Origin of the sequence: Peribacillus frigoritolerans, from assembly GCF_001636405.1 — a bacterium.
In the GTDB taxonomy this organism is placed as follows: Bacteria; Bacillota; Bacilli; order Bacillales; family DSM-1321; genus Peribacillus; species Peribacillus frigoritolerans.
Genome location: NZ_KV440950.1, coordinates 795254 through 818568 on the forward strand (window position 1 = coordinate 795254; position 23315 = coordinate 818568).

Below are 23315 nucleotides of genomic sequence, written 5' to 3' on the forward strand. Positions count from 1 at the left end.
TTTTACATCGTTTCATAATTATTATCAAATGGAGAAAACTCGCAAAAAATATGACATTTAAAGGAATAAAATGGAGAAAAATGGATTTTGATAGAAATATTCTTTGAATATATTCTTTTAGTAATATTTGGAATGTATTTAAATTAAACCAAATGAATAAATGTGCAAAAAACCATGGCATAATGTGCAAAAAACCATGGCGTAAAGTGCAAAGAAATTTGTCTATTGGAGGCATTTTTTTGGATAATCTGTTGAATATTGCGCTTTGTAAATTTGGCATGAAAATTGCATATATTCAGAAAAGGAATTCGAATTGTAAATTAGATCTATTTGAGAGTCTATGAAATAGGAAAATTTATTAAATGATTTCCCCATATATGAAAGCGCTTATATAGAAAGGGATGAAAAATTATGATACCAAAACAAGAAAATGACATCTTGCATCCTCCAAAGCAAGAAGAACAAGGGTTAAAGCGCGGTTTGAAATCCCGCCATTTAACGATGATTTCCATTGGCGGGGCTATTGGTACCGGGCTGTTCCTCAGCAGCGGTGCAGCCATTCATACAGCTGGGCCAGGCGGGGCATTACTTGCTTATGCCTTAGTTGGGGCAATGGTGTACTTCGTGATGACGAGCTTAGGGGAATTGGCAGCCTTTATGCCGACAAGCGGCTCTTTCAGTACCTATGGATCGAAATTCGTCGATCCGGCATTTGGTTTTGCCTTGGGATGGACGTATTGGTTCAATTGGTCGATGACGATAGCCGCAGAGTTGGCAGCCTCGACAATGATCATGAAATTCTGGTTTCCGAATAGTCCATCATTGTTATGGAGTTCATCATTCTTGGTGCTCATTTTCCTATTGAACTATTTATCCGTTAAAGGATATGGTGAAGGGGAATACTGGTTTTCCTTCATAAAAGTAACCGCCATCGTTATTTTTATTATCGTCGGGCTGCTAATGATCGTCGGCATTATGGGCGGCGAAGCGGTAGGCTTTAAAAACTTCACCGTCGATGACGCTCCTTTCCCGGGCGGGTTCATGGGTGTCTTCATCGTTTTCATAGCGGCTGGCTTTTCTTTTCAAGGTACCGAAATCGTCGGTGTGGCTGCCGGGGAAAGTGAAGATCCTGCACGGAATATACCGAAGGCCATTAAAAGTGTCTTCTGGAGAATCTTGCTCTTTTACGTATTGGCAATCTTCGTAATAGGACTGATTATCCCTTATACGAACTCAAGTTTGCAGGGTGATAACGTCATGGTAAGTCCATTCACGCTCATTTTTGAAAAAGCTGGAATCGCCTTTGCCGCTTCGCTTATGAATGCCGTCATTTTAACAGCGGTATTATCTGCAGGTAACTCAAGTCTATATGCATCAACGCGTATGTTATACTCAATGGCAAAAGATGGGCAAGCACCGCGTATTTTTGCAAAACTTAATAAACGCGGCGTACCGGTAGCAGGCATGATTTTGACATGCTCCATCGGCATGCTGGCCTTTTTAGCCTCCATATTCGGCGATGGTAAAGTGTATATTTGGTTAATGAATGCCATCGGAATTACAGGATTCATCTTTTGGCTCGGCATTTCCATCAGCCATTACCGTTTCCGGAAAGCATTCATCGCTCAAGGCCATTCATTGGAGAAGCTGCCATATAAGGCATTATGGTTCCCGATCGGACCGATCTTTGCCATTTTAATCGGCATGATCGTCATCCTGTCCCAAAATATCCAAGCCTTTTTCTCAGACCATATCGATTGGGGCAGTGTTGTAGCTGCATACTTGGGGATTCCGCTTTTCCTTGGTCTATGGCTTGGCTATAAATTTATAAGAAAAACTAAATTCGTTAAACTTGATGAAGTCGAATTTGACTTTGACAAAAAATATGAATGAACAAGCTTAAAGTAAAAGCAGCCGGACAATATGTTTTAAATTGTCCGGCTTTTACTTGTTTTCTATAGGCTCATTATAAAAAGCCAGGAAGCTGATTCCTGGTTTTTTATTTTTATTAAATGGAAATTTATACAAATGTTATGGGGGGTGTTATATGATAATCGTAAACTCGGCTAAATTGCATGTACGGAACGACTGGAAGGCTTTTACTATTTTCAAGGGAAAGGGAAGGTGCAAGGCTGATGACCTTATTGACTCATTTAAAAGTATTGGACTTTTCAACGTTACTGCCAGGTCCATTTGCCACTTTGATGCTAGCGGATTTAGGAGCGGATGTTTTGAAGGTGGAGAGGCCGGGGACAAAGGATTCATGGAGTGTGAACCAATATCTTAACAGATCGAAGAAGTCGATCACACTGGATTTAAAACAATCCGAGTCTATCGAATCCGTAAGAAACCTAGTGACGGAATACGATATCGTCATTGAACAATTCCGTCCAGGTGTCATGGAACGTCTGGGTTTGGGGTATGAGACATTAAAATCGATCAACCCGAAGCTGATTTACTGTTCGATTACGGGCTACGGCCAGACTGGTCCCTATAAAGACCGACCGGGACATGATATCAATTATATTTCGATAGCAGGCTTATCAGGCTATTCCGGTACGAAAAAGGACGGCCCGGCAAAAAACGGAACCCAAATAGCAGATCTTGCCGGAGGCTCATTGCATGCTGTCATCGGAATATTATCTGCAGTCATTCACAGGGAAAGAACAGGATTCGGCCAAGCCATCGACATCAGCATGACCGACTGCAGTTTTACCTTGAATGCCATATCCGCACCTCTGAATTTACAAGGTGGCCTTGAACTTGAACCAGAAAAATTGATGCTGAACGGAGGGTCTTTTTATGACTTTTACGAAACGAAAGATGGACGCTATTTTTCGGTAGGCAGCCTTGAGCCCCCTTTTCGAAAAGCATTATGTGAAGCGATTGGTGCACCCGAATTATATGAGCTGAGCATGAAAAGCGGTGAAGAAAGCGGAATCAGGTTTAAAACGGCCGTCCGGCTGGCTTTCCTCGAAAGAGATTTTCATGAATGGCAGGAGATATTCGCTGAATTCGAGGCTTGCGCAGAACCAGTGCTGACTTTCACCGAAGCGGCCGAGCATCCCCAATTGAAGGAGAGGGGAATGATCGTCGAGGTACCTGACGGAAAAGGGAATGTCCAGAGGCAAATCGCCTGCCCGATCAAAACATCGGTTTTCACCCCTGGATATAAACATGCAGGCTTGGAGCCAGGACAAAACAACGCAGAAATCCTTCGCACCCCCAATCGCTAAATAAAGATGTAAAGGCTATCGCTTTTCCGGGTTTTTTGGAAGGTGATAGCCTGTTTTTTTTGAATGCCGGAAAAAGCAGGGGAAGGGTCGATATAGTCGTTCGAAGGTCGAAGTGAAGCGGAAGGAGAACAATTATCCTCTTATCATTTGTGGAAAGCAACATATTACCACTGTGAAAATTTACTAGTTATAACCAGTGTGGGCAGGGTATCAGAGTAGCATCCTGGTAAGGAAATCGCTGGTAAGGAGGGGGTTAGTTAAATATGTTTGGTCTCTCTGATATCATTAAATTTCTATTTTCCTTTTTTTTGATCATGCCGATCGTTACACTGATACATTTGAGCGGGCATATTTTCTTCGTTACGATCTTTGGGGGAGCGGAAAAGAAGATCTTGATCGGGTGTGGTAATAAGCTTTTCGCCTTTCGGAACATAGAGGTGAGGAAATATTATTTTTGGAATGGGACTTGCGAGTTCAAGGGTTTGAAACATGATAATCGATTGACGAATACCCTGATCTATTTAGGGGGTGCTATCTTTAATTTAATCAGCATGCTGATCATATACAGCTTAGTGTATCAGAATATCCTGGACAGCTCGGTAATCTGGTATCAATTTATCTATTTTTCTTTCTACATTATGTTTTTCTCCCTGTTTCCGATGTATTTCTCGGACGGATCGCCTAGTGATGGGAAGGCTGCGGAATTGGCCTTGAGGAACAAGCTGGAAGATAGGGTGACGGATGATATATTCGTGAAGAAAATGGAGGATGATGATAGCTGCAAGTAAAAAGGGAACGTCCAGATGGCCGTTCTTTTTTGTTTGCTTTCAGTTTTAGGGTTTTAAGTATAAACCTAATCGGCACGTATATTGAAGCCGATTAGGTTGTTCGAATCCTGTAAATAAGTTTTAAAGTCTCCGTAAAATAATCATTCCCATACTTCTTTCGCTACATCAACGACGAATCTCAGCTTTTCCCATTGCTGTGCTTCGGTTAGCTTGTTGCCGTGATGTGTGGAGGCGAAGCCGCATTGAGGGCTTAAGCATAATTGTTCGAGCGGAACGAAGTGCGATGCTTCTTTAATGCGTGCCTTAACAGCTTCCTTGTCTTCGATTTCTCCATTTTTTGAAGTGACGGCACCCAGTACGACCCGTGCACCGCCATTTGGAATGTATTCCAATGGTTTGAAATCCCCTGAGCGTTGATCATCATATTCCAAGAAGAATCCATCCACTTTTTCTTTTGCCAATAAAGTTGGCGCGATACGGGCATAGCTTCCTTCAAACGCCCATGTCGACTGGTAGTTTCCGCGACATAGGTGGGTAGTGACGATAAGGTCTTCTGGTTTGCCTTCCAATGCACCATTAATGACCCGAAGTGCAAGATCGATTAATTGTTCCCTCGTATATTTTCCATCTTTGAACTGGAAATCCGGAGCTGAAAGTCTGGCAATATATACATCATCCAATTGAAGGTAACGCACACCTGCTTCATAAAAGGCTTTCAAAGCATGCTGATAGGCGTTGATGATATCATTTGCATAGTCTTCAATATCAGGGTAGACGTCTTCATTATGAATGCCTGCAGCAAATAATTGATTCGGACTGGGAATGGTTTGCTTGGCAACTGCACGTCCGTTCACGATTTTGTTCAATTCAATGAAATCACGAATGAAGGGATGTTCAGGGTTGAATGAAACCTTCCCGGTATTGCGAACATTATATCTCTCTGTTTCGACACCATCGAATGTAAGGCCTTTTTCAGTTACATAACCCTCGATGCCATTTAAATGTTCGAGGAAGTCAAAGTGCCACCATGTCCGTCTGAACTCACCGTCCGTAACGGCCTCTAAACCAACTTCGATTTGTTTATCGACGATCCGTTTGATTTCTTCAGTTTCAATTTCACGAAGCCGCTCAGCTGAAATGGTACCTTCATTAAAGTCCTTCCTGGCAATATGTAAACGTTCCGGTCTTAATAAACTTCCGACGTGGTCCGCCCTGAATGGTGCTTTCGTTAATGTGATTGACATGTTGATTCCTTCTTTCCTTTTAAAAATAAAGGCTCTTTTCGTAAAGATTGTTGTTTTTAAACGAAACTATTTAAAGTTGATTGGAGCGGATGTGCGAGACTCCTGCGGGAGCAGCGGGAGAGGTGAGACCCCACAGGCGTTTACGCCGAGGAGGCTCACCGCCCGCCCCGCGGAAAGCGAGCATCTTGAGGGGAAATCAACCACAACCCACTACCTGGTAAATAGCAACAAAGTATGTGAAAACAGCCAAAATAAAACCTCTTCTTAAAAATAAGAAGAGGTGTTGGCAACAAAGCTATATACTCTTCTTATCTTCAAGTTTTTACACTTCTGGAATTAGCACAGTACAAGATCAGTCTGTTGCTGAGGCATCAAAGGGCCAGTCCCTCCACCTCTCTGGATAAGAGTTGTCTATTAAATTAACTATGACTATACAGGTAGTTTTTATGAAGGTCAAGGGGTGGAGCTGGAATATTTCGAATATACCGTTTATTAATCCGGGCTGGAATGTTAACGGCATCAGGGAATCCGGCATATGCTTTGAGTGGGGAGGGAATGCAAGGGTGAGTCCATTCAAAAATGGCATACCGATTACGGTCACTGAAGTCATGATAGAGAGAATCATAAAAATGAAATCATCTGGTCAGGATATTAAAGTCGAGATTACGCCAAGGCATATTGTGCTTTCCGGAACGATGGAAGTGAAAAAAATGATGTTTAAGAAAAACGTAGCTTTCCGGATTACATTAAAACCGGTTCATGTGGAAAAAAGAACGATTTCATTCGAATTAGTGGAAATGGAACCCATTGACAGGAATTTCATCAACCAAAGGATATTTAACAGACCGCCATTTTTTGAATATGAAAAAAGAGCGATCAAAATGAATGTTAATGCTTGGAGCATCGTGAGGAAAATTCCGATTGGCACAATTAAATCGTATGAACTCGCCGAAGGTGCATTGAAAATGAAACTTTCTTTATGATTCAAGGGGATATTTTACATATATCCTTAGCCGCAAACTATAAAGGGTTTGCCAGGTATGATAGTGTTAAGATGACATGGTTCATGAAAAAAATGTGTTTGATAATTCAAGCTCTTTAAAATATACTAAATGACTTGAGGTTTTGAGTTTTTCTGGGAATGAGGAGGATAATGATGGATCAGAAGATTTTGCCTGCTTCTGCAAGCATGAAGGATTTTGAAAGATTTCTAGAAAGTTCCTATGAAATAGGTGTGTTTCTTGATTTGCATATCTCACAATTGAAAAATGTAAGTATGATGGCAAAGCAGCATAATAAGAAAATGATTTATCATGTCGATTTGATCCATGGCATAAGAAGTGATGAGTACGCGACAGAATTCATTTGTCAGGAATATAACCCCTATGGGCTGATTTCGACTAAATCAAGCGTTATATTGAAGGCGAAGCAAAAGGGGGTCATTGCCATCCAGCGAATCTTTTTAATTGACTCACATGCACTTGAGAAAAGTTATAAGCTGGTGCAGAAAACCAAGCCGGATTATATCGAAGTATTGCCGGGCGCCATGCCATGGATGATAAAAGAAGTGAAGGAACGATTGCAGACACCGATTTTTGCTGGCGGCCTCATACGAACTTCGGATGAAGTCCTGAATGCCCTTGATGCCGGCGCCTCGTCAATCACCACTTCAAAAACTGAATTATGGGATATCGTCTAATAGGGAAAAATTGAAAAAAATTACAGAATAATAGATTAATTTTTCACAAATTATTGACAGCGTTTTCATAACCTAGTATATTTTACAGTACAAGTTAATATATGTGACGGAGACTAGGAGATTCACAACAGATCTATTCATAATTTTTTTTATGAAGATGGTTCTGCTGTGGATCTCCTTTTATTTGTTGGCAAGGTTTAAAAAATTATCAGGGGAGGGGTTTTATCATGACTCCATTTTGGGGAGAAGTGTTAGGCACGATGATTTTAGTTTTATTCGGAGCAGGTATTGGGGCAGGTTCATCCTTAAAGGGTTCCTATGCAAAAGATGCCGGCTGGATCGTTATCACGATTGCGTGGGGATTGGCGGTTACCATGGGTGTATTTGCAGTGGGTTCCATAAGCGGGGCGCATTTAAACCCGGCGGTCACAGTAGGGTTTGCCATTATTGGAGAATTTCCATGGAGTGATGTGCCCGGTTACATCGTTGCCCAGATGATTGGCGCGATACTCGGCGCAACTCTAGTATTCCTGCACTATTTGCCACACTGGAAAGCTACGGATGATCCAGGGGCGAAGCTTGGTGTATTCGCGACTTCACCTGCAATCCCGCACACATTTTCAAATCTATTAAGTGAGATGATTGGAACTTTCATCCTTATTCTTGGTCTATTATTTATAGGGGCCAATAATTTTACAGAGGGTCTAAACCCATTCGCAGTCGGGTTATTGATTGTCGTGATCGGGATGTCACTTGGGGGAACGACAGGATACGCCATTAACCCGGCCCGCGACCTGGGGCCGCGCATCGCTCACTTTTTGCTGCCGATACCCGGTAAAGGAAATTCCAACTGGGGCTATTCATGGATTCCGGTCGTTGGACCGATTGTAGGGGGTTCACTTGGTGCCGTTTGTTATAAAGCATTCTTCATGGGGGAAATAACGGCAGGATTTTGGTCTGTTATGGGTGCAAGCCTGGTACTATTGATAGTAGCCTATGCTTTTGGTAAAAAACAGTCACATGAATTGGATAGCAGAAATATCGCTAGTTAATTAAAAGGAGGGGCATGCACAATGGAAAAATACATTTTATCATTAGATCAAGGAACAACAAGTTCGAGGGCGATTTTATTTAATGAAAAGGGGGAAATCGTCCATTCCTCCCAAAAGGAATTCACACAGCATTTCCCTAAACCAGGCTGGGTCGAGCATAATGCCAATGAGATTTGGGGATCGATCCTGGCGGTGATCGCCGGTGTACTATCTGAATCCAGTGTAAAGCCAGAGCAAATTGCCGGTATCGGGATCACCAACCAGCGTGAAACGGCAGTCGTTTGGGATAAGGAAACAGGTACGCCTGTCTATAATGCGATTGTATGGCAGTCCAGGCAAACAAGTGGAATCTGTGATGAGTTGAAGGAAAAGGGACTTAATGATTTATTCCGGGATAAAACGGGATTGTTGATAGATGCCTATTTTTCCGGAACGAAAGTGAAATGGATCCTCGATAATGTGGAAGGGGCACGGCAAAAGGCGGATGAAGGCAAGCTGTTATTCGGTACCATCGATACTTGGCTGATCTGGAAGCTATCAGGAGGCAAGGCTCATGTAACGGACTATTCCAATGCATCCCGGACATTGATGTACAATATCCATGAACTGAAATGGGATGAAGAACTGCTTGAGATATTGACTGTACCAAAGTCAATGCTGCCGGAAGTGAGGCCTTCCTCTGAGGAATATGCACGTACGATCGAATATCATTTCTTCGGCCAATCGATTCCGATCGCCGGGGCAGCCGGTGATCAGCAGGCAGCATTATTCGGCCAAGCCTGCTTTAAGGAAGGAATGGCTAAAAATACGTATGGAACAGGGTGTTTCATGCTCATGAATACAGGAACCAAGGCTGTCAGCTCCGAACACGGACTATTGACGACCCTTGCTTGGGGCTTGAATGGGAAGGTCGAATATGCACTTGAAGGCAGTATATTCGTAGCTGGCTCCGCCATCCAATGGCTCCGCGATGGCCTGCGGATGCTGCATGATGCCAAGGACAGCGAGGACTATGCAAAACGGGTGGAAAGTACGGATGGAGTATATGTGGTACCAGCTTTCGTAGGACTTGGAACTCCATATTGGGACAGCGAAGTGCGGGGAGCCGTTTTTGGTTTGACGCGCGGCACATCAAAAGAACATTTCATTCGCGCCACACTTGAATCACTTGCGTATCAAACGAAGGATGTCCTTGATGCAATGGAGGCGGATTCAGGAATCGAGCTGCAAACATTAAGAGTGGATGGCGGGGCAGTCAAGAATGACTTCTTGATGCAATTCCAGGGCGACTTATTACGTGTGCCCGTCGAGAGGCCGACCATAAACGAAACTACAGCATTAGGTGCTGCATACTTAGCAGGCCTTGCTGTCGGGTATTGGAAGGATCAAGAAGAAATCTCCCGGCAATGGGCGGTGGACAAAACCTTTAAACCATCCATGGAAGAGCAAGAAAGTGAAAAATTATATGAAGGCTGGAAGAAAGCCGTACATGCCGCTATGGCGTTTAAATAAAAAACAACATGAATTCTTTCTCAAATGAGCTGGAGTATGCTATAATGAAATTAAGTTAATAACTCGGCCGGAGAACAGGAGAGACCATGAATGCGTTATCGTTAATTCGATAATGTGCATTTATGGTCTCTTTTTTTGTTTTTAATGGCAGATTAGGGATATTAATATCTATATAACTTATGCGAACAAATGAACCAATTGAATATAATGACCGAATTCACGAGTAAAAGTGGAGAATTGACGAGTAAATCGTGTGAATTCACGAGTAAAAGTGCAGAATTCACGAGTAAATCGTGTGAATTCGCGAGTAAACGCAGAATTCACGAGTAAACCGTGAGAATTCACGAGTAAATGGCGCAAATTCGCGAGTAAAAGTGCAGAATTCACGAGTAAACAGCGCGAATTCACGAGTAAACCTCGAATTCACGAGTAAACCGTGAGAATTCATGAGTAAACCTCGAATTCACGAGTAATCCGTGAGAATTCATGAGTAAATCGTGAGAATTCACGAGTGATCAGCGCCAATTCATACAAAAAACAATAGAATGCAATACTTAAAGGAGGAGTCAGGCATGAGGTTTTCAAATATATATCGGGAAGAAACGGTCGAAACTCTGAGAAAAGAGAAATTTGATGTGGTTGTCATTGGTGGGGGAATTACCGGTGCAGGGATCGCTCTGGATGCAACGACCCGTGGGATGAAAGTGGCTTTGGTTGAAATGCAGGATTTTGCTGCAGGTACTTCAAGCCGCTCGACAAAACTTGTTCATGGCGGATTGCGGTATTTGAAGCAATTTGAAATAAAAATGGTTGCCGAGGTTGGTAAAGAGCGAGAAATCGTATATGAGAATGGACCGCATGTGACCACGCCGGAATGGATGCTGTTACCGATGCATAAAGGAGGCACCTTCGGGAAATTCAGTACTTCGATTGGGCTTCGGGTCTATGATTTCCTTGCAGGGGTTAAAAAATCTGAACGCAGGAAAATGCTTTCGGCGGATGAAACACTAAAACGGGAGCCTCTCGTTAAGAAAGAGGGACTGAAGGGCGGAGGCTACTATGTTGAATATCGGACAGATGATGCACGTCTTACGATTGAAGTCATGAAGGCGGCTGTCGATAAAGGTGCAACACCGATAAATTATACAAAAGTAGATAAATTGTTATATGAAAACGGTAAGGTGAACGGAGTCCAAGTGGCCGATTTGCTTTCAGGTGATGCTTATGAAATATACGCAGACAAAGTTATTAATGCAGCAGGTCCGTGGGTGGATTCCATTCGTGAGAAAGACCAATCGAAAAAAGGGAAAACGCTGAAGTTATCCAAGGGTGTTCACGTGGTCATCGACCAATCGAGATTCCCGTTGAAGCAGGCGCTTTATTTTGATACGCCTGATGGCCGGATGATTTTTGCCATCCCGAGAGCCGGTAAAGCTTATGTAGGGACTACGGATACTTTTTATGATGGTGATCCTGCAGTGCCGACCGTTACTTCCGAAGACCGTGCCTATCTATTAAAGTCCATACATTATATGTTTCCAGAAGTGAACATTACGGATGATGATATCGAATCCAGCTGGGCTGGGGTAAGGCCGTTGATTCTTGAAGAAGGGAAAGATCCTTCTGAGATATCAAGGAAAGATGAAATCTGGGAGTCCGATTCTGGCCTTATCACGATTGCTGGTGGGAAATTGACCGGTTATCGCAAAATGGCCAAAACGACGGTCGACCTTTTGGCAGGGAAGCTAGCCCAGCAATCCAATAAAGCTTATCCAGCCAGCAGCACGAAAGGCATGCCGATTTCCGGAGGGGATGTCGGAGGATCAAGCAACTTCTCCGATTATATCAAGCAACATGTTCAAATGGGAGTGGACTCAGGGCTCGCTGCAAAGGACGCCAAAGAGATATTGGCCATGTACGGGTCCAACGCACCTGTGTTATTCGATATCGCCAAAAACGAAGGAGACGGAGGAGCGAACAGCGGTCTTCCAAAGAAATTGTTCGTACAGCTGAAATACGCAGTTGATCATGAAATGGCCGCAACCCCAGTGGATTTCTTTTTCCGCAGGACGGGGACACTGTTATTCGATATCGATTTAGTCCAAACGCATAAACATGCAGTGATCGATTATATGGCTGGATATTTTGGATGGACGGAATCAACAAAAATGGAGAGAACCAATCAATTGGAACAGGAAATATTGGGTGCGATTAAAGTATCTTGACTTATATGCAAAAAACATGACGCCGGCGGAATCGCTGGCGTTTTTTTGTATTCGGAATGTGATTATCGGGGTATTTGCAAGTGGAAAAATAAAAATATGTATGTGAGGTTTCCTTACGTAAAAACTATTGTTTAATCCATCAAGATGAAATATAATCATTAAAAGATAAATTAGAATTTTCAAACTATAAAGGGGGAAATTGATTGTCTGATTTTATTACGGCTTTAAATGGGGTTTTATGGAGTTCGCCAGTCATTTATATTTTATTGGGAGTAGGTTTATTATTCTCGATTTTGACCCGTTTCCTGCAAGTGAGGCATATTAAGGAAATGGTCCTTTTGATGTTCCAAGGAAAAAGTTCGGAAGCGGGGGTTTCCTCATTCCAGGCTTTATCCATAGCCCTTTCAGGTCGGGTCGGTACAGGTAACATTGCAGGGGTGGCCACGGCTATCGCCTTTGGCGGTCCCGGTGCCGTTTTCTGGATGTGGGCCATAGCATTCATAGGAGCGGCCAGTGCATTTGTGGAATCCACTTTAGCTCAAATTTATAAAGTTAAACAAGACGGTCAATATCGAGGGGGACCAGCCTATTATATTGAAAAAGGAATGGGCGTGAAGTGGTTTGCTGTCCTTTTTGCATTCGCTGCACTTATAGCCATGGCTGTGCTGATGCCTGGTGTTCAATCCAATTCGATTGCTGCCGGGGTGGAAAATGCATTCGGCATCAAACCGGTGTTCACTGGTTTGGCCATTGTCCTTTTACTTGGCTTCATTATATTCGGCGGTGTAAAACGGATAGCTAATGCTGCAACCTTAATCGTCCCTTTTATGGCCCTTGGTTATATATTGCTATCTGTTGTCATCGTTCTGATGAATATCACAGAATTACCAGGAGTCATCTCTTTGATATTCAGAAGTGCCTTCGGGTTGGATTCCGCATTTGGGGGGATCATTGGCATGGCGATAGCTTGGGGAGTAAAACGCGGCGTTTATTCGAATGAGGCCGGGCAAGGGACAGGAGCTCATCCTGCGGCTGCGGCGGAAGTATCACATCCGGCAAAGCAGGGTCTTGTTCAAGCATTCTCGGTTTATATCGACACATTGTTCGTTTGTTCCGCTACGGCCTTCATGATTTTATTTACAGGCATGTATAATACACAAGCGGAAAATGGTTCATTTATCGTCAATAATTTGGGAGATGTAACACCTGGTCCAGGGTATACACAAGCGGCAATTGATAGCGTAATCCCAGGTTTTGGTGCTGGCTTTGTCGCAATCGCCCTTTTCTTTTTCGCCTTTACGACGATCATGGCCTACTATTATATCGCTGAAACCAATATCGCCTATTTAATGCGCAACCGGAATGGTAAATCGGCCATGTTCGCCTTGAAGCTCATCATCCTGGCGGCCAGTTTTTACGGATCCGTGCGTACGGCAGAGCTGGCTTGGGCATTAGGGGATGCAGGTTTAGGCATTATGGTATGGCTCAATGTCATTGCCATTTTAATCCTTGCTAAACCGGCGCTCATTACGTTAAAGGATTACGAAAAGCAAAAGAAAGCAGGAATCGATCCGGTTTTCAATCCAAAAGCTTTAGGCATAAAAAACGCCGATTTTTGGGAGCGTGAGTACACCGGCGACAAGGAAAATGTTTCTTGAGGGAAAATGCTATTAAATTAATTTAATAGAAGAAGATACATGAAAAACCAGCTCAAGTTATTTACGAGCTGGTTTTTCATGGTTTTGCGATAACCAGGGGGGATAATATGTTAGCCAAATTAGCTCAAGAAATTGTGAACATAACAAGTGAAGTAATCGTCCATGATGTACTTATCACGGATAAAGACGGAATGGTTCTTGGTGTTTACTCAAAGGATGAATGAATAAAAAGCTTGTACTATTTAACAAGCTTTTTCAAATTACCGATTTCGCCAACTATTAATCATCTAAATGCTTTTCCAACATTTGTTTAAATCTTTTTTTATCATAATTATTATACTGATTAGCGATATTACGTATCGGATCTCCTGCGTAAAAACGTTCATATAATTCATGCCTCGACCCTAAAGGGCTCCCCACAAGATCCCACGCCAATTTAAATAGTTTTGTTCTTCTTTCTGCATCCAGATTCGCTCCTTTATAATATTTTTTCAGCAAATCGGATAAGGGACTTTGAAAATCCTGGACACTTGAGGGAATTTGAATGAATCCCCCTGCTCCTATGAGTTGCAAGAGCTCTATGGCACGGGGATAATATTTGGTCCCAAGGTTTCTGGCTGTTTCAATATATGTGAAATTTGGGATGAACGTTTGATATTGATCTAGCTTTCCTTCCCTTTCTGAAGCTATCAATAAAGCTCTGATCGTTTCGACTTGGATTAGTAGTTCTCCTATTTTTTCTTGAACATGCAGATAGACATCGGCCCCTATTGCTTCAGCAACTTCGCAAGCTATGGCCGTAACGAATTCAAGCTTTGTTAATAATCGTACAATGGCTTGATGGTAGGCTAAGCCATTTGATGCGGGATTTAATTTGATTTGTAACAAAGCATCTGGGTTGTCGTACAGTAATACACGTTCCCATGGGACGAATACATCATCAAAAATTAATAAAGCATCCATCTCGTCGTACCTTGAACTTAGAGGCGAATCTGCTTTTTTGATTTGATTTGCAGCAAAGGATTCCCGGCAAACCATATGCAATCCGGGAGAGTTGGCCGCAACAATAAGCATATGAGCTATCGATTTTTGTTCTTCTTTCAGGTTTGTGAGGGGATAAACGATTAGATCATTCGAATATGGTGCTGCGGTACCGATCATTTTGGCTCCACTTAAGAAAACACCATCACTCGTCTTCTTTGTAATTCTTAATAATCCTAGATCATTTAAATCTTTGAAGGATTGATTGGCCCGATTGATTTGGGGATCTCGTTGGACGACACTTAAAAAAAGGTTCTTATCTCTTGCTTCTTCATAATAAGCTTTCATTTTATGTGGAAAGTGGGCATCAAACTTTTTATAATCCTCTCGCGATGCATACCATCCTGTTAATCTTGATCTTGCATAGTCTGATAAACGGCTCATCACACCATCTGTTGTTTGGCTCCAAGTTTCAAAAGCTACCCTCCTCTGCAGTAGATCATCATAAGAGTGGGGAACTAAAAAGGCTGAATGGACGAACTTTTTCGTTTTGGGACTAGGATAGCTTACCAAGTTTCTCATTAGCGGATCATCGATCATATTAAATAAACCGGAAATCGTACGTAATGTACCAATGAAGTTCTCGTCGGTTGTGACATCAATTTTTGTTCCATTTATCCAAACATTTCTGCCGTCTTGCAGGCTTTGAATAAATTGATGGCTTTGCGAATTCATAGCATCCTCCTGTAATTTTTTTTTCAATTGTGAAAATGACATTCTTAAATTATTTGATCCGCTCATATATTTGGGCAGTTATGAACCTGGGAATGTTTCATGGGGAAGGATAAGTTGTTCCGCCTTTTAATGGTGGGGTGTATATATGAAATGTAATAACAGGTGAAAGTGTGGGATTATACATCATATGGATGGTATCTTCTTTAACAACGAGGATTTCATGCTGGGAAAACACCTCGACTTGATCATAAATAGGATAAGATGCTTTGTCTTCTAATTTATATAATACGTTTAGAAAATCTCCAGCCACTACAAAAATGCATCCAATAGATAATCCATGATCATGGATTAAAGTCTTGGCCATACTAGGTAAATGAATAACAATTACTTCGACATTTTCGGATCTGTAAATAACATTTCTTCCGTATTCTAAATCCTTCGGTTCAGTAACATACTTAGAAACTTCATTAAATGTTAGATTTAAAGATTGTACGGCTTGTACTAGATTAACCTCATTATATGAGGGTAAGTTATCCAAAGTGCTTTTGATAGTCTCTAAAAAACCCATTCTTTCTCGGCTCCTTACAAATAAGATAGCGTTCATTTTTTTTCAATGTCAGGAAGCTGGACTCGTCCCTTTATTTTGAGAAGGTTAATAGTTAAATTAAATCTGAAACCTTTCGACTCCTTTCTCTTTAATGATTTAACTTGATTCCAAAGTAACATGATGAAGTTTGTCGACTTTCTGAAATATAGTATGAATAAATGATATGGATGTGCACTCGTAAGAATGAAATGGTCACAAATTTCCACGTATATAATCATCATTCATTAAATAGCCTGATATAAAGGGTAATGGTGGGAGTGATCATCATATGAAGATTTCAAGTAAGGGGGAATATGCATTAAGAGCTTTAATAGCTTTAGCAAAGAATGAAGAAGAACTCATGCAGATTAAAGATATTGCGAATGAGACATTAGTGTCTCCCCAATATCTCGAACAAATTCTATTGCATTTGAAAAGTCACGGATATGTAAAAAGTAAAAGGGGAGTCCGCGGAGGGTATACCTTAAAGGAGTTGCCTAATGAAATTATCATTGGAAACGTAATTCGGGACTTAGAAGGACCGCTTGCCCCTATGAGTTGTGTAAGCATTACAGCATATGAATATTGTCCCCTTGAAGATAATAACTGTTTATTGAAACCTCTTTGGGCACTGATTAGAGATCAAGTGGCAGAACTGCTGGATAATACCACTTTGAAAGATCTTTTGGAAGGAAACTTGTATAAATAGTAACCGATTTTAAAAAAATTATATAAAAACATTAACTTGATATGGTAAAAGCATTAAAGAAGTACAAAAATGTAGAAGGAGAGAAGAAACTGGCAGCCTCGCCGCGTTTCTTCTCTCCTTCGCTTATTGAATCACCCGAACTCAAAAACGGGACGTTCTTTAAGATCTCTGCTTTATAAGCTGTAAGTCGATGTATAGTTGCATTCTCGAATGAAAGTCATCAAAATCGATGGAGGTGAGATCGGTTATTTGATTCAATCTATATTTCAATGTGTTGGTATGAATGTATAGCTGTTCCGATGTCGGTTTGATCCGGCAATTGTTCAAGAGATATATTTCCAGTGTTTGAAGGAGTTTGGTTTGGCTTTCCAGGTCCTTCTTTTGAAGAATTTCTAAATCCGTATTGATATAATTCGTTTTAGTATGATGGTTGGAGATCATTTCGAGGTAACGGAAAATCCCAAGCTTGCTATATTGGAAGGGAAGCTGTTCGGGTTCACCGATGAATTTGGCTGCGTTGATCACTTCCAGGGCTTCGAGATAGGATTTTCTTAATTGAAGAATCGAAGAGTACTCATTTCCGATTCCCGGGAATACCTTTTTGTCAGTGAATTGGGAAAGAACGGTATTCGTTAAATCATTGGCGCTATCGGTAAGCAGGTCTTTCCCTTTTCCGTTGCTGCCAATCAGGACGATGATCTTCAATTGGTTTGTGAATACATGGGTAAAATGATTCAACGCATTGGCGAACAGACTGACTGTATCAGCTAATTCATCGAAATGTTCCGCATCTGATTGAGCGATGGTAAAGACATTGACAAGGAAGGTTTCCGGAATGAGAAGACTCATATTGGCGGCTTCCCATTTTATTTGGTTTTCCGTTTGATAGACTTCGTCAATGACCTTTTGATAAAACTCATTTTTTTCTTCATCTTTTTTCATGTTTATCTGTTTTTTCTGATAAAGAAGCTTGCCGATATGATGGGAAACTTCGTGTAAAAATTCCAGATCGGAATCAGTCATGATTTCCGTTTCTTGGACCCAAATGAATCCGAAGACCTGTCCTTTATGAACGGCGCTCACAACGACCCTTTGATTTAACCCGATTTCCTCGATTTGTTTCACCCTAAAGGGATGCTCCACTGTTTTAAGCTGTTCGACAATGCCCTCATCCATGAATTTTTCCAGGATTGGAATCGGCCAATGCTTTGTGAAGATGGTTTGCCGATTGGCTTGGTCGAAGTGTTCGATATAATATGAACTATATGCCAGCAATAAAAATTGGTCATTTTCGATGACGACTGGTTTTTTTAAATAAGTGCTGACCATATCCGTTATATCGTTGATGTTTGTGAGTGTCAGGATTTTTTCTAATGACATATATGGCCCCCTGCAATTTTTTGAAGTATATGACAACTTAGTTTAATAATACTTTTAAACTAATGATGTATATAGGGGCAAGAACAAAGAAGGAACGGTATATGAAAAAATACCGTTCCTTTTAGGGGTTTTATTTTTGTTTTAAAGTTTTTTCGAATTCTTCGAATTTCGCTTCTACTGCTTTTGATGGTTTCGCTGTTAGAAGACTGACCAGGATGATGGCAATCAAGCTTGCGCCAAAACCAGGAATCATTTCATAAAGCGTATCGGATAATCCTGCCATCGACCAGAAAATTACAGTAGCGGCACCAACGATCATCCCAGCTAAAGCGCCCCATCTTGTCATCCGTTTCCAGCAGAGGCTCAGTATGACCAATGGACCGAATGAAGATCCGAATCCAGCCCATGCATAGCCGACAAGTCCAAGGATCGTGTCATTCTGTTCCCAAGAGAGAATGAGCGCTATGACGGATATGGCCAGTACGGAAAGTCTGCCCAGGAAAACAAGCTCTTTATCTGAAGCGGAACGACGGAAGAAAGTTTTGTACATATCCTCCGTTAAAGAGCTGGCCGTAACCAAAAGCTGCGAAGAAATCGTGCTCATGATGGCTGCCAGTATCGCTGAAATCAAGAAACCAGTGATAAGCGGGTGGAATAGTATTTCCCCTAACTCTATGAAAATCGTTTCAGGATCAGCTAACTTCAGGTTGTTCTGATGGAAATACGTAATACCGATGAATCCAGTCAGCATGGCACCGATACTGGAGAAAATCATCCAGCCCATTCCGATAGTACGGGCTTTCTTGATTTCTTTAATAGAACTGATCGCCATAAAGCGGACAATGATATGCGGCTGTCCGAAGTAACCGAGTCCCCAAGCAAATAATGAGATGATTCCTAAAAAGCTGGTCCCTGTGAAAATATTCAACAGAGCAGGATCAATGGAACGTGGCGTGTCAATCGCAGGACCGAAACCGCCAACATGGAAAAGGGTGACGATCGGTACAAGAACCAAGGCGACAACCATGATGATCCCTTGAACAAAGTCTGTCCAGCTTACTGCCAGGAATCCACCGAATAAAGTATAGGCAACGGTGACGCCTGTCAAGATCCATAGGCCTGTATGGTAATCAAGGCCGAATGTACTTTGGAATAAGACTCCGCCGGATACCATTCCGGAAGAAACATAAAAGGTAAAGAATACGAGGATAACCAAAGCCGAAATGAGCCTTAAGATCTGTGAGCCCTCGCCAAAACGATTTTCCAGGAAAGCGGGGATCGTAATCGAGTTATTGGCGACTTCCGTATAGGTTCTCAATCTAGGTGCAACATACAGCCAGTTCATATAGGCCCCTAATGTGAGACCGATTACAATCCAGATTGAACTTAGTCCTGTTGCGAACATGGCACCAGGCATACCCATTAAAAGCCAACCGCTCATGTCCGCGGCACCGGCGCTCAATGCAGTGACAGCAGGTCCAAGACCCCGGTCGCCCAGCATATAATCATTTAAATTGGAAGTCCTTTTGTATGCGAAGTAACCGATGAGAAGCATGCCGGCCATGTAAATGCTGATCGAAATTATTAATGCGTAATCCATAAAAGACTCCCTTCGTGATGAAATATATAATTTTTTGTTTTAAAAGAGGAAGCAACCTATTTGTCACTTCCTCCATTTAAGTTCATTTTGGTTTCCATATCCAGAATGGAGGATACGGAAACCATAGGGATTTCAAATTATCTTCAAAATTGCTCTATGGAACATTATCAGAATGTTTCGGATGTTGTTTTTGCTTGCATATGAAGCTGCAAGTAGTCCGGTCCGCCTGCCTTGGAATCAGTTCCTGACATGTTGAACCCGCCGAATGGCTGATAACCTACGATTGCACCAGTACAGCCGCGGTTGAAATACAAGTTCCCCACATGGAATTCTTCGCGTGCCTTTTCCATGTTAAGGCGATTTGTCGTAATGACAGCCCCAGTCAAACCATATTCAGTGTTATTGGCAATCTCTAGTGCTTCGTTAAAGTCCTTGGCTTTTGTGAAGGCAACGACTGGTCCGAAGATTTCTTCTTGCATCAAGCGGCCTTGCGGATCGACATCAGCAACGATTGTCGGTTGAACGAAGTAGCCTTTAGAGCTATCTCCTTCTCCGCCAGTCATAATGCGTCCTTCTTCGTTCCCGATTTCAATGTAGCTCATGATTTTGTCAAAAGCCGCTTGGTCGATAACCGGTCCCATGAAGTGATTTTCTACAGGATTACCAACTGTAAGTTGTTTTGTTAATTCAACAGCGCGAGCTAAAACTTGATCATATACATCTTCAACGATGACAGCACGGGAACAAGCAGAACATTTTTGTCCAGAGAAGCCAAATGCAGATTTAACGATCGATTGAGCAGCCAATTCAAGATCTGCCTCTTTGTCGACGACGATTGTATCTTTTCCGCCCATTTCAGCGATGACACGCTTCAGCCAAATTTGGCCTTCGTTCACTTCAGAAGCACGTTTGTAAATGCGCAGACCTACATCACGTGAACCTGTGAAGGAGATGAAACGTGTTTTAGGATGATCGACCAAGTAGTCGCCGACCTCTGCTCCGCTTCCTGGAACGAAATTCAATACGCCTGCTGGAAGGCCTGCTTCAAGCATCACTTCAACGAATTTCGCAGCAACGATAGGAGTAGTGGAAGCTGGTTTCAACAGGATTGTGTTCCCGGTAACGATAGCGGCAACAGCTGTACCTGCCATGATCGCAAATGGGAAGTTCCAAGGAGAAATGATGATCCCTACTCCTAATGGAATGTAATCATAGCGGTTGAATTCTCCCGGACGGCTTTGAACAGGCACACCATCTTTAAGAGTAAGCATTTGACGAGCATAGAATTCAAGGAAATCGATTGCTTCCGCTGTATCGGCATCAGCCTCATTCCAAGGTTTTCCCGCTTCTTTCGTCAATAATGCAGAGAATTCATGCTTGCGTCTGCGAATGATGGCAGCCGCTTTGAACAAAACGTCAGCGCGGATTTCCGGCTTCACTTTTTTCCAGCTTTCAAAAGCGGTAACAGCTTCCTGCATGGCTTTTTCAGCAAGGTCCCTATTCGCTTTCGATACGCGGCCGATGACCTCTTGCTTATCTGCAGGGTTGTATGAAACGATTTTCTCATCAGTCGTCACTTGCTCTGCACCGATATAAAGAGGGTAGTCTTGCCCTAAGTAGCCCTCAACAGTTTGAAGTGCTTCCTGATATGCTTTTTTGTTTTCCTCGTTTGTAAAATCAACAAATGGTTCGTGTTTATATGAAATCATTGATAATCACACCTTTTAATAGATTTTTTGTAGCAATTAATAATGTTGAAAGTATATTTAGCTTCTGACCATCCCTTTGAAGGCAAAGGCAATATTGGATGGCCTTTCTGCAAGCCTTCTCATGAAGTATCCATACCAATCCAGACCGTATGGTACATAGACGCGCATTTTGTAACCTTGCTTGACCAATTCGTATTGAGTCTTGTTCCTCATGCCATAAAGCATTTGGAATTCGAATTGTGTATTTGGGATGTCATATTTCTTGGCCAGCTCTTTTGTATATTCAATGATTTTGTCATCATGTGAGGCAATGGCCGTATAATTTCCGTTAAGAAGACTTTGCTTAATCAACTTTTTATAGTTTTCGTCTACATCATCCTTTTCGGGAAAAGCCACCTCTGGAGATTCCTTATAGGCACCCTTTACAAGACGCAGGAATGGCTTATATTGGCCAAGGTCCTCCAGATCTTTCTCTGTGCGGAATAAATATGCTTGTAGAACAGTACTTATGCAGCTGTATTTTTCTTTGAACTGTCTAAAGATATCGATTGTTGCCTGACAGCGAACTTCATCTTCCATATCGATCGTGACCATGACTTGATGTTTTTCGGCTGTATCAAGAATTTTCGTCATATTCTCAATCACTAGTTTATGATCGATATCAAGTCCCAAAGAAGTCATTTTCAGAGAAACCTGTGAATCAAGTTTTTCCCTGCTGATCATTTCGATGGTTTCGATGCATTCTGCCGTCCGTTCCAGAGTCACTTCCTTGGAATCAACGAATTCCCCAAGATGGTCGACTGTAACCGACAAGCCGCTATTATTAAGTTGTTTAATGAATTTAATGGAACTTTGGAAATCAGTTCCCCCAATAATCTTTCCAGCAGCAAAATTTCCTCCGCTTTTTTTAGCAATATTATTAAGCAGGTTATTCTTAGATAAAAATAAGAAAAAGTCCCTTGTAATGGCTTCCATATAAAGCGCACCCCCTAAGAAGATGTATTTCTTAAATTAAGCTTAAGGTTTTTCGACAATATTCTCAATGTTCTTAAAAAACAATAATTCTGTCATTTCTTTGTCGGTTTTGGACAAATGAAAAGGTTTACATTTCTGCAGTTCTAATGAAGGTTTATCTTTTGACTTAAAAAGAAACGCTAGAGGTAAAGCTTTTATAGTGATTAGGACTAATATGAACGCGTTTAAAAGTGGAAGCTCGACCATAATCATCCAATGCGTTATAATGAACCTTATTTAACTGAATCGGTCAATGTTCGAAGAAAAGACGATAAATGAAGCTTTCAGACGTGAAATCGGTGAAAAACCGTAAAAATAAGTGCATCGGCAAGCCGGGGAGGATAATGAATGGATGCTGTACTTGAAGAACTTAGAGAAACATCGGGATTGATAGTAGGATTAATAATGGCCCTGGTAATTTTGGGTCTGATCGGTTATGCCCTTACGAATGTACATGAATCCATCGTGTCACCTGTGGTTCAGTTCATAAAGAAAATGGTCGGCCGAAAATAGCTCAAGCGGAATACATACCTTTTGTCCCTAATCGATAACTAGCCCTTGTTTAAAGAAATCCCTGCAGGGTTTGTCTAAAAGGGACAAAGAGCCCCGAATATAAACATATCAGCTTAGAATGAAGAAAATCCCCCGCTCCTAATGGAAGTGGGGGATTTTAATTCAGGGGATGTCATTGAATCTCAGCTGAACTTTGAAAAGCTGGGGCGTTGGAATGAAGGTTATTTCCAAAAGGAAAGCTTGGATTTTGGGAGCATGGATAGGAGAGTATGAACAAGAATTGAAAAATACATTTAGGCCCGGCCATAAGCCAGGCCTTTTTGTTTACAAATTAAAGTAGTCATCTGCCTTTGCGCCTGCATCTATACTTCGAACCGCCTTCATGATTTTCTTTAAAACCCCGGCTGACGGCACATACCTTGGATCGCTGCAAACCCTGCTTATCGTATTGCGTGAGATTCCTGACGCACTTACAAACTCCTCTTGGGTATATCCGTGCTTATCGATTAATTTACCGACCTTGCTTCGCGGCTTTCTGTTCCCGAATCTAAACATTTGATAACCTCCTAGAATGATTTACTAGCAGTCTCGTCCAGCTTTCACAAAAATATACACATAGTTTCGCAAATGATTGGGATACAAAGTTGAAAAGCGGTTCCCGGGTTGGTTGTATG

20 protein-coding genes and 1 riboswitch are annotated in these 23315 nt (G+C 41.9%); of the genes, 12 read left to right on the top strand and 8 right to left on the bottom strand.

Features of this window, described 5'->3' with window-relative positions; genetic code table 11:
- Positions 1-411: 411 nt before the first annotated feature.
- The 3 genes from A6755_RS03845 (at position 412) to A6755_RS03855 (ending at position 4024) form a co-directional block, all read left to right on the top strand.
- Positions 412-1893: an amino acid permease gene (locus tag A6755_RS03845; protein WP_063589814.1), complete on the top strand. Its 1482-nt coding sequence runs from the start codon at positions 412-414 to the stop codon at positions 1891-1893.
- A gap of 242 nt (positions 1894-2135) precedes the next feature.
- Entirely contained in the window at positions 2136-3236 is a 1101-nt protein-coding gene (locus A6755_RS03850) for a CaiB/BaiF CoA transferase family protein (protein WP_063592418.1), read from the top strand.
- A 263-nt stretch (positions 3237-3499) separates the two neighbouring features.
- Positions 3500-4024, top strand: coding sequence for a hypothetical protein (locus A6755_RS03855; protein ID WP_063589815.1), 525 nt, complete (start codon positions 3500-3502; stop codon positions 4022-4024).
- A gap of 140 nt (positions 4025-4164) precedes the next feature.
- Here the strand turns inward: A6755_RS03855 and A6755_RS03860 are convergent, their stop codons facing one another.
- Positions 4165-5268: a 5-methyltetrahydropteroyltriglutamate--homocysteine S-methyltransferase gene (locus tag A6755_RS03860; protein WP_063589816.1), complete on the bottom strand. Its 1104-nt coding sequence runs from the start codon at positions 5266-5268 to the stop codon at positions 4165-4167.
- Positions 5269-5573: 305 nt separating this feature from the next.
- Positions 5574-5675: riboswitch (SAM riboswitch) on the bottom strand.
- A 156-nt stretch (positions 5676-5831) separates the two neighbouring features.
- On the opposite strand from A6755_RS03860, the gene A6755_RS03865 reads away from it, so the two are divergent.
- The 7 genes from A6755_RS03865 (at position 5832) to A6755_RS27880 (ending at position 13638) form a co-directional block, all read left to right on the top strand.
- The gene (locus A6755_RS03865) at positions 5832-6251 is read left to right on the top strand and encodes a hypothetical protein (protein WP_134402080.1); all 420 of its coding nucleotides are present in this window, start codon (positions 5832-5834) and stop codon (positions 6249-6251) included.
- 173 nt (positions 6252-6424) lie between these two features.
- Positions 6425-6967 (top strand): glycerol-3-phosphate responsive antiterminator, encoded by a 543-nt coding sequence (locus A6755_RS03870; RefSeq protein WP_048683275.1) that lies wholly within the window; start codon positions 6425-6427, stop codon positions 6965-6967.
- Between the two features lie 227 nt (positions 6968-7194).
- Positions 7195-8019 carry an MIP/aquaporin family protein gene (locus A6755_RS03875; protein WP_034310441.1) on the top strand — a complete coding sequence of 275 codons (825 nt, stop codon included), beginning with the start codon at positions 7195-7197 and terminating at the stop codon, positions 8017-8019.
- Between the two features lie 21 nt (positions 8020-8040).
- Positions 8041-9531 carry a glycerol kinase GlpK gene (gene glpK / locus A6755_RS03880; RefSeq protein ID WP_063589818.1) on the top strand — a complete coding sequence of 497 codons (1491 nt, stop codon included), beginning with the start codon at positions 8041-8043 and terminating at the stop codon, positions 9529-9531.
- A gap of 572 nt (positions 9532-10103) precedes the next feature.
- Complete coding sequence (locus A6755_RS03885) at positions 10104-11756, top strand: glycerol-3-phosphate dehydrogenase/oxidase (RefSeq protein ID WP_063589819.1); 1653 nt, start codon at positions 10104-10106, stop codon at positions 11754-11756.
- Between the two features lie 203 nt (positions 11757-11959).
- Positions 11960-13414 (top strand): alanine/glycine:cation symporter family protein, encoded by a 1455-nt coding sequence (locus tag A6755_RS03890; protein WP_063589820.1) that lies wholly within the window; start codon positions 11960-11962, stop codon positions 13412-13414.
- A gap of 107 nt (positions 13415-13521) precedes the next feature.
- The gene (locus A6755_RS27880; protein WP_283866677.1) at positions 13522-13638 is read left to right on the top strand and encodes a sugar diacid recognition domain-containing protein; all 117 of its coding nucleotides are present in this window, start codon (positions 13522-13524) and stop codon (positions 13636-13638) included.
- A 55-nt stretch (positions 13639-13693) separates the two neighbouring features.
- Here A6755_RS27880 and A6755_RS03895 read toward each other — a convergent pair whose 3' ends face one another.
- Positions 13694-15130, bottom strand: a complete 1437-nt coding sequence (locus A6755_RS03895) for a 4-hydroxyphenylacetate 3-hydroxylase family protein (RefSeq protein ID WP_063589821.1) — start codon at positions 15128-15130, stop codon at positions 13694-13696.
- 97 nt (positions 15131-15227) lie between these two features.
- Positions 15228-15698: a cysteine dioxygenase gene (locus tag A6755_RS03900; protein ID WP_063589822.1), complete on the bottom strand. Its 471-nt coding sequence runs from the start codon at positions 15696-15698 to the stop codon at positions 15228-15230.
- Positions 15699-16005: 307 nt separating this feature from the next.
- Here A6755_RS03900 and A6755_RS03905 point away from each other — a divergent pair, with 307 nt between their 5' ends.
- Positions 16006-16425 (top strand): RrF2 family transcriptional regulator, encoded by a 420-nt coding sequence (locus tag A6755_RS03905; protein ID WP_034310457.1) that lies wholly within the window; start codon positions 16006-16008, stop codon positions 16423-16425.
- Between the two features lie 159 nt (positions 16426-16584).
- Here A6755_RS03905 and A6755_RS03910 read toward each other — a convergent pair whose 3' ends face one another.
- The 4 genes from A6755_RS03910 to A6755_RS03925 all read right to left on the bottom strand — a co-directional run bounded on the left by A6755_RS03910 (position 16585) and on the right by A6755_RS03925 (position 22089).
- Positions 16585-17805, bottom strand: a complete 1221-nt coding sequence (locus A6755_RS03910; RefSeq protein ID WP_034310461.1) for a PucR family transcriptional regulator — start codon at positions 17803-17805, stop codon at positions 16585-16587.
- Positions 17806-17935: 130 nt separating this feature from the next.
- The gene (gene putP, locus A6755_RS03915) at positions 17936-19405 is read right to left on the bottom strand and encodes a sodium/proline symporter PutP (protein WP_063589823.1); all 1470 of its coding nucleotides are present in this window, start codon (positions 19403-19405) and stop codon (positions 17936-17938) included.
- A gap of 167 nt (positions 19406-19572) precedes the next feature.
- Positions 19573-21114 carry an L-glutamate gamma-semialdehyde dehydrogenase gene (gene pruA / locus A6755_RS03920; RefSeq protein ID WP_063589824.1) on the bottom strand — a complete coding sequence of 514 codons (1542 nt, stop codon included), beginning with the start codon at positions 21112-21114 and terminating at the stop codon, positions 19573-19575.
- Positions 21115-21171: 57 nt separating this feature from the next.
- Entirely contained in the window at positions 21172-22089 is a 918-nt protein-coding gene (locus A6755_RS03925) for a proline dehydrogenase family protein (RefSeq protein ID WP_063589825.1), read from the bottom strand.
- 387 nt (positions 22090-22476) lie between these two features.
- Here A6755_RS03925 and A6755_RS26895 point away from each other — a divergent pair, with 387 nt between their 5' ends.
- Positions 22477-22641: a hypothetical protein gene (locus tag A6755_RS26895; RefSeq protein WP_161784866.1), complete on the top strand. Its 165-nt coding sequence runs from the start codon at positions 22477-22479 to the stop codon at positions 22639-22641.
- Positions 22642-22965: 324 nt separating this feature from the next.
- Here the strand turns inward: A6755_RS26895 and A6755_RS03935 are convergent, their stop codons facing one another.
- Entirely contained in the window at positions 22966-23196 is a 231-nt protein-coding gene (locus A6755_RS03935; RefSeq protein WP_063589827.1) for a helix-turn-helix domain-containing protein, read from the bottom strand.
- Positions 23197-23315 lie beyond the last annotated feature (119 nt).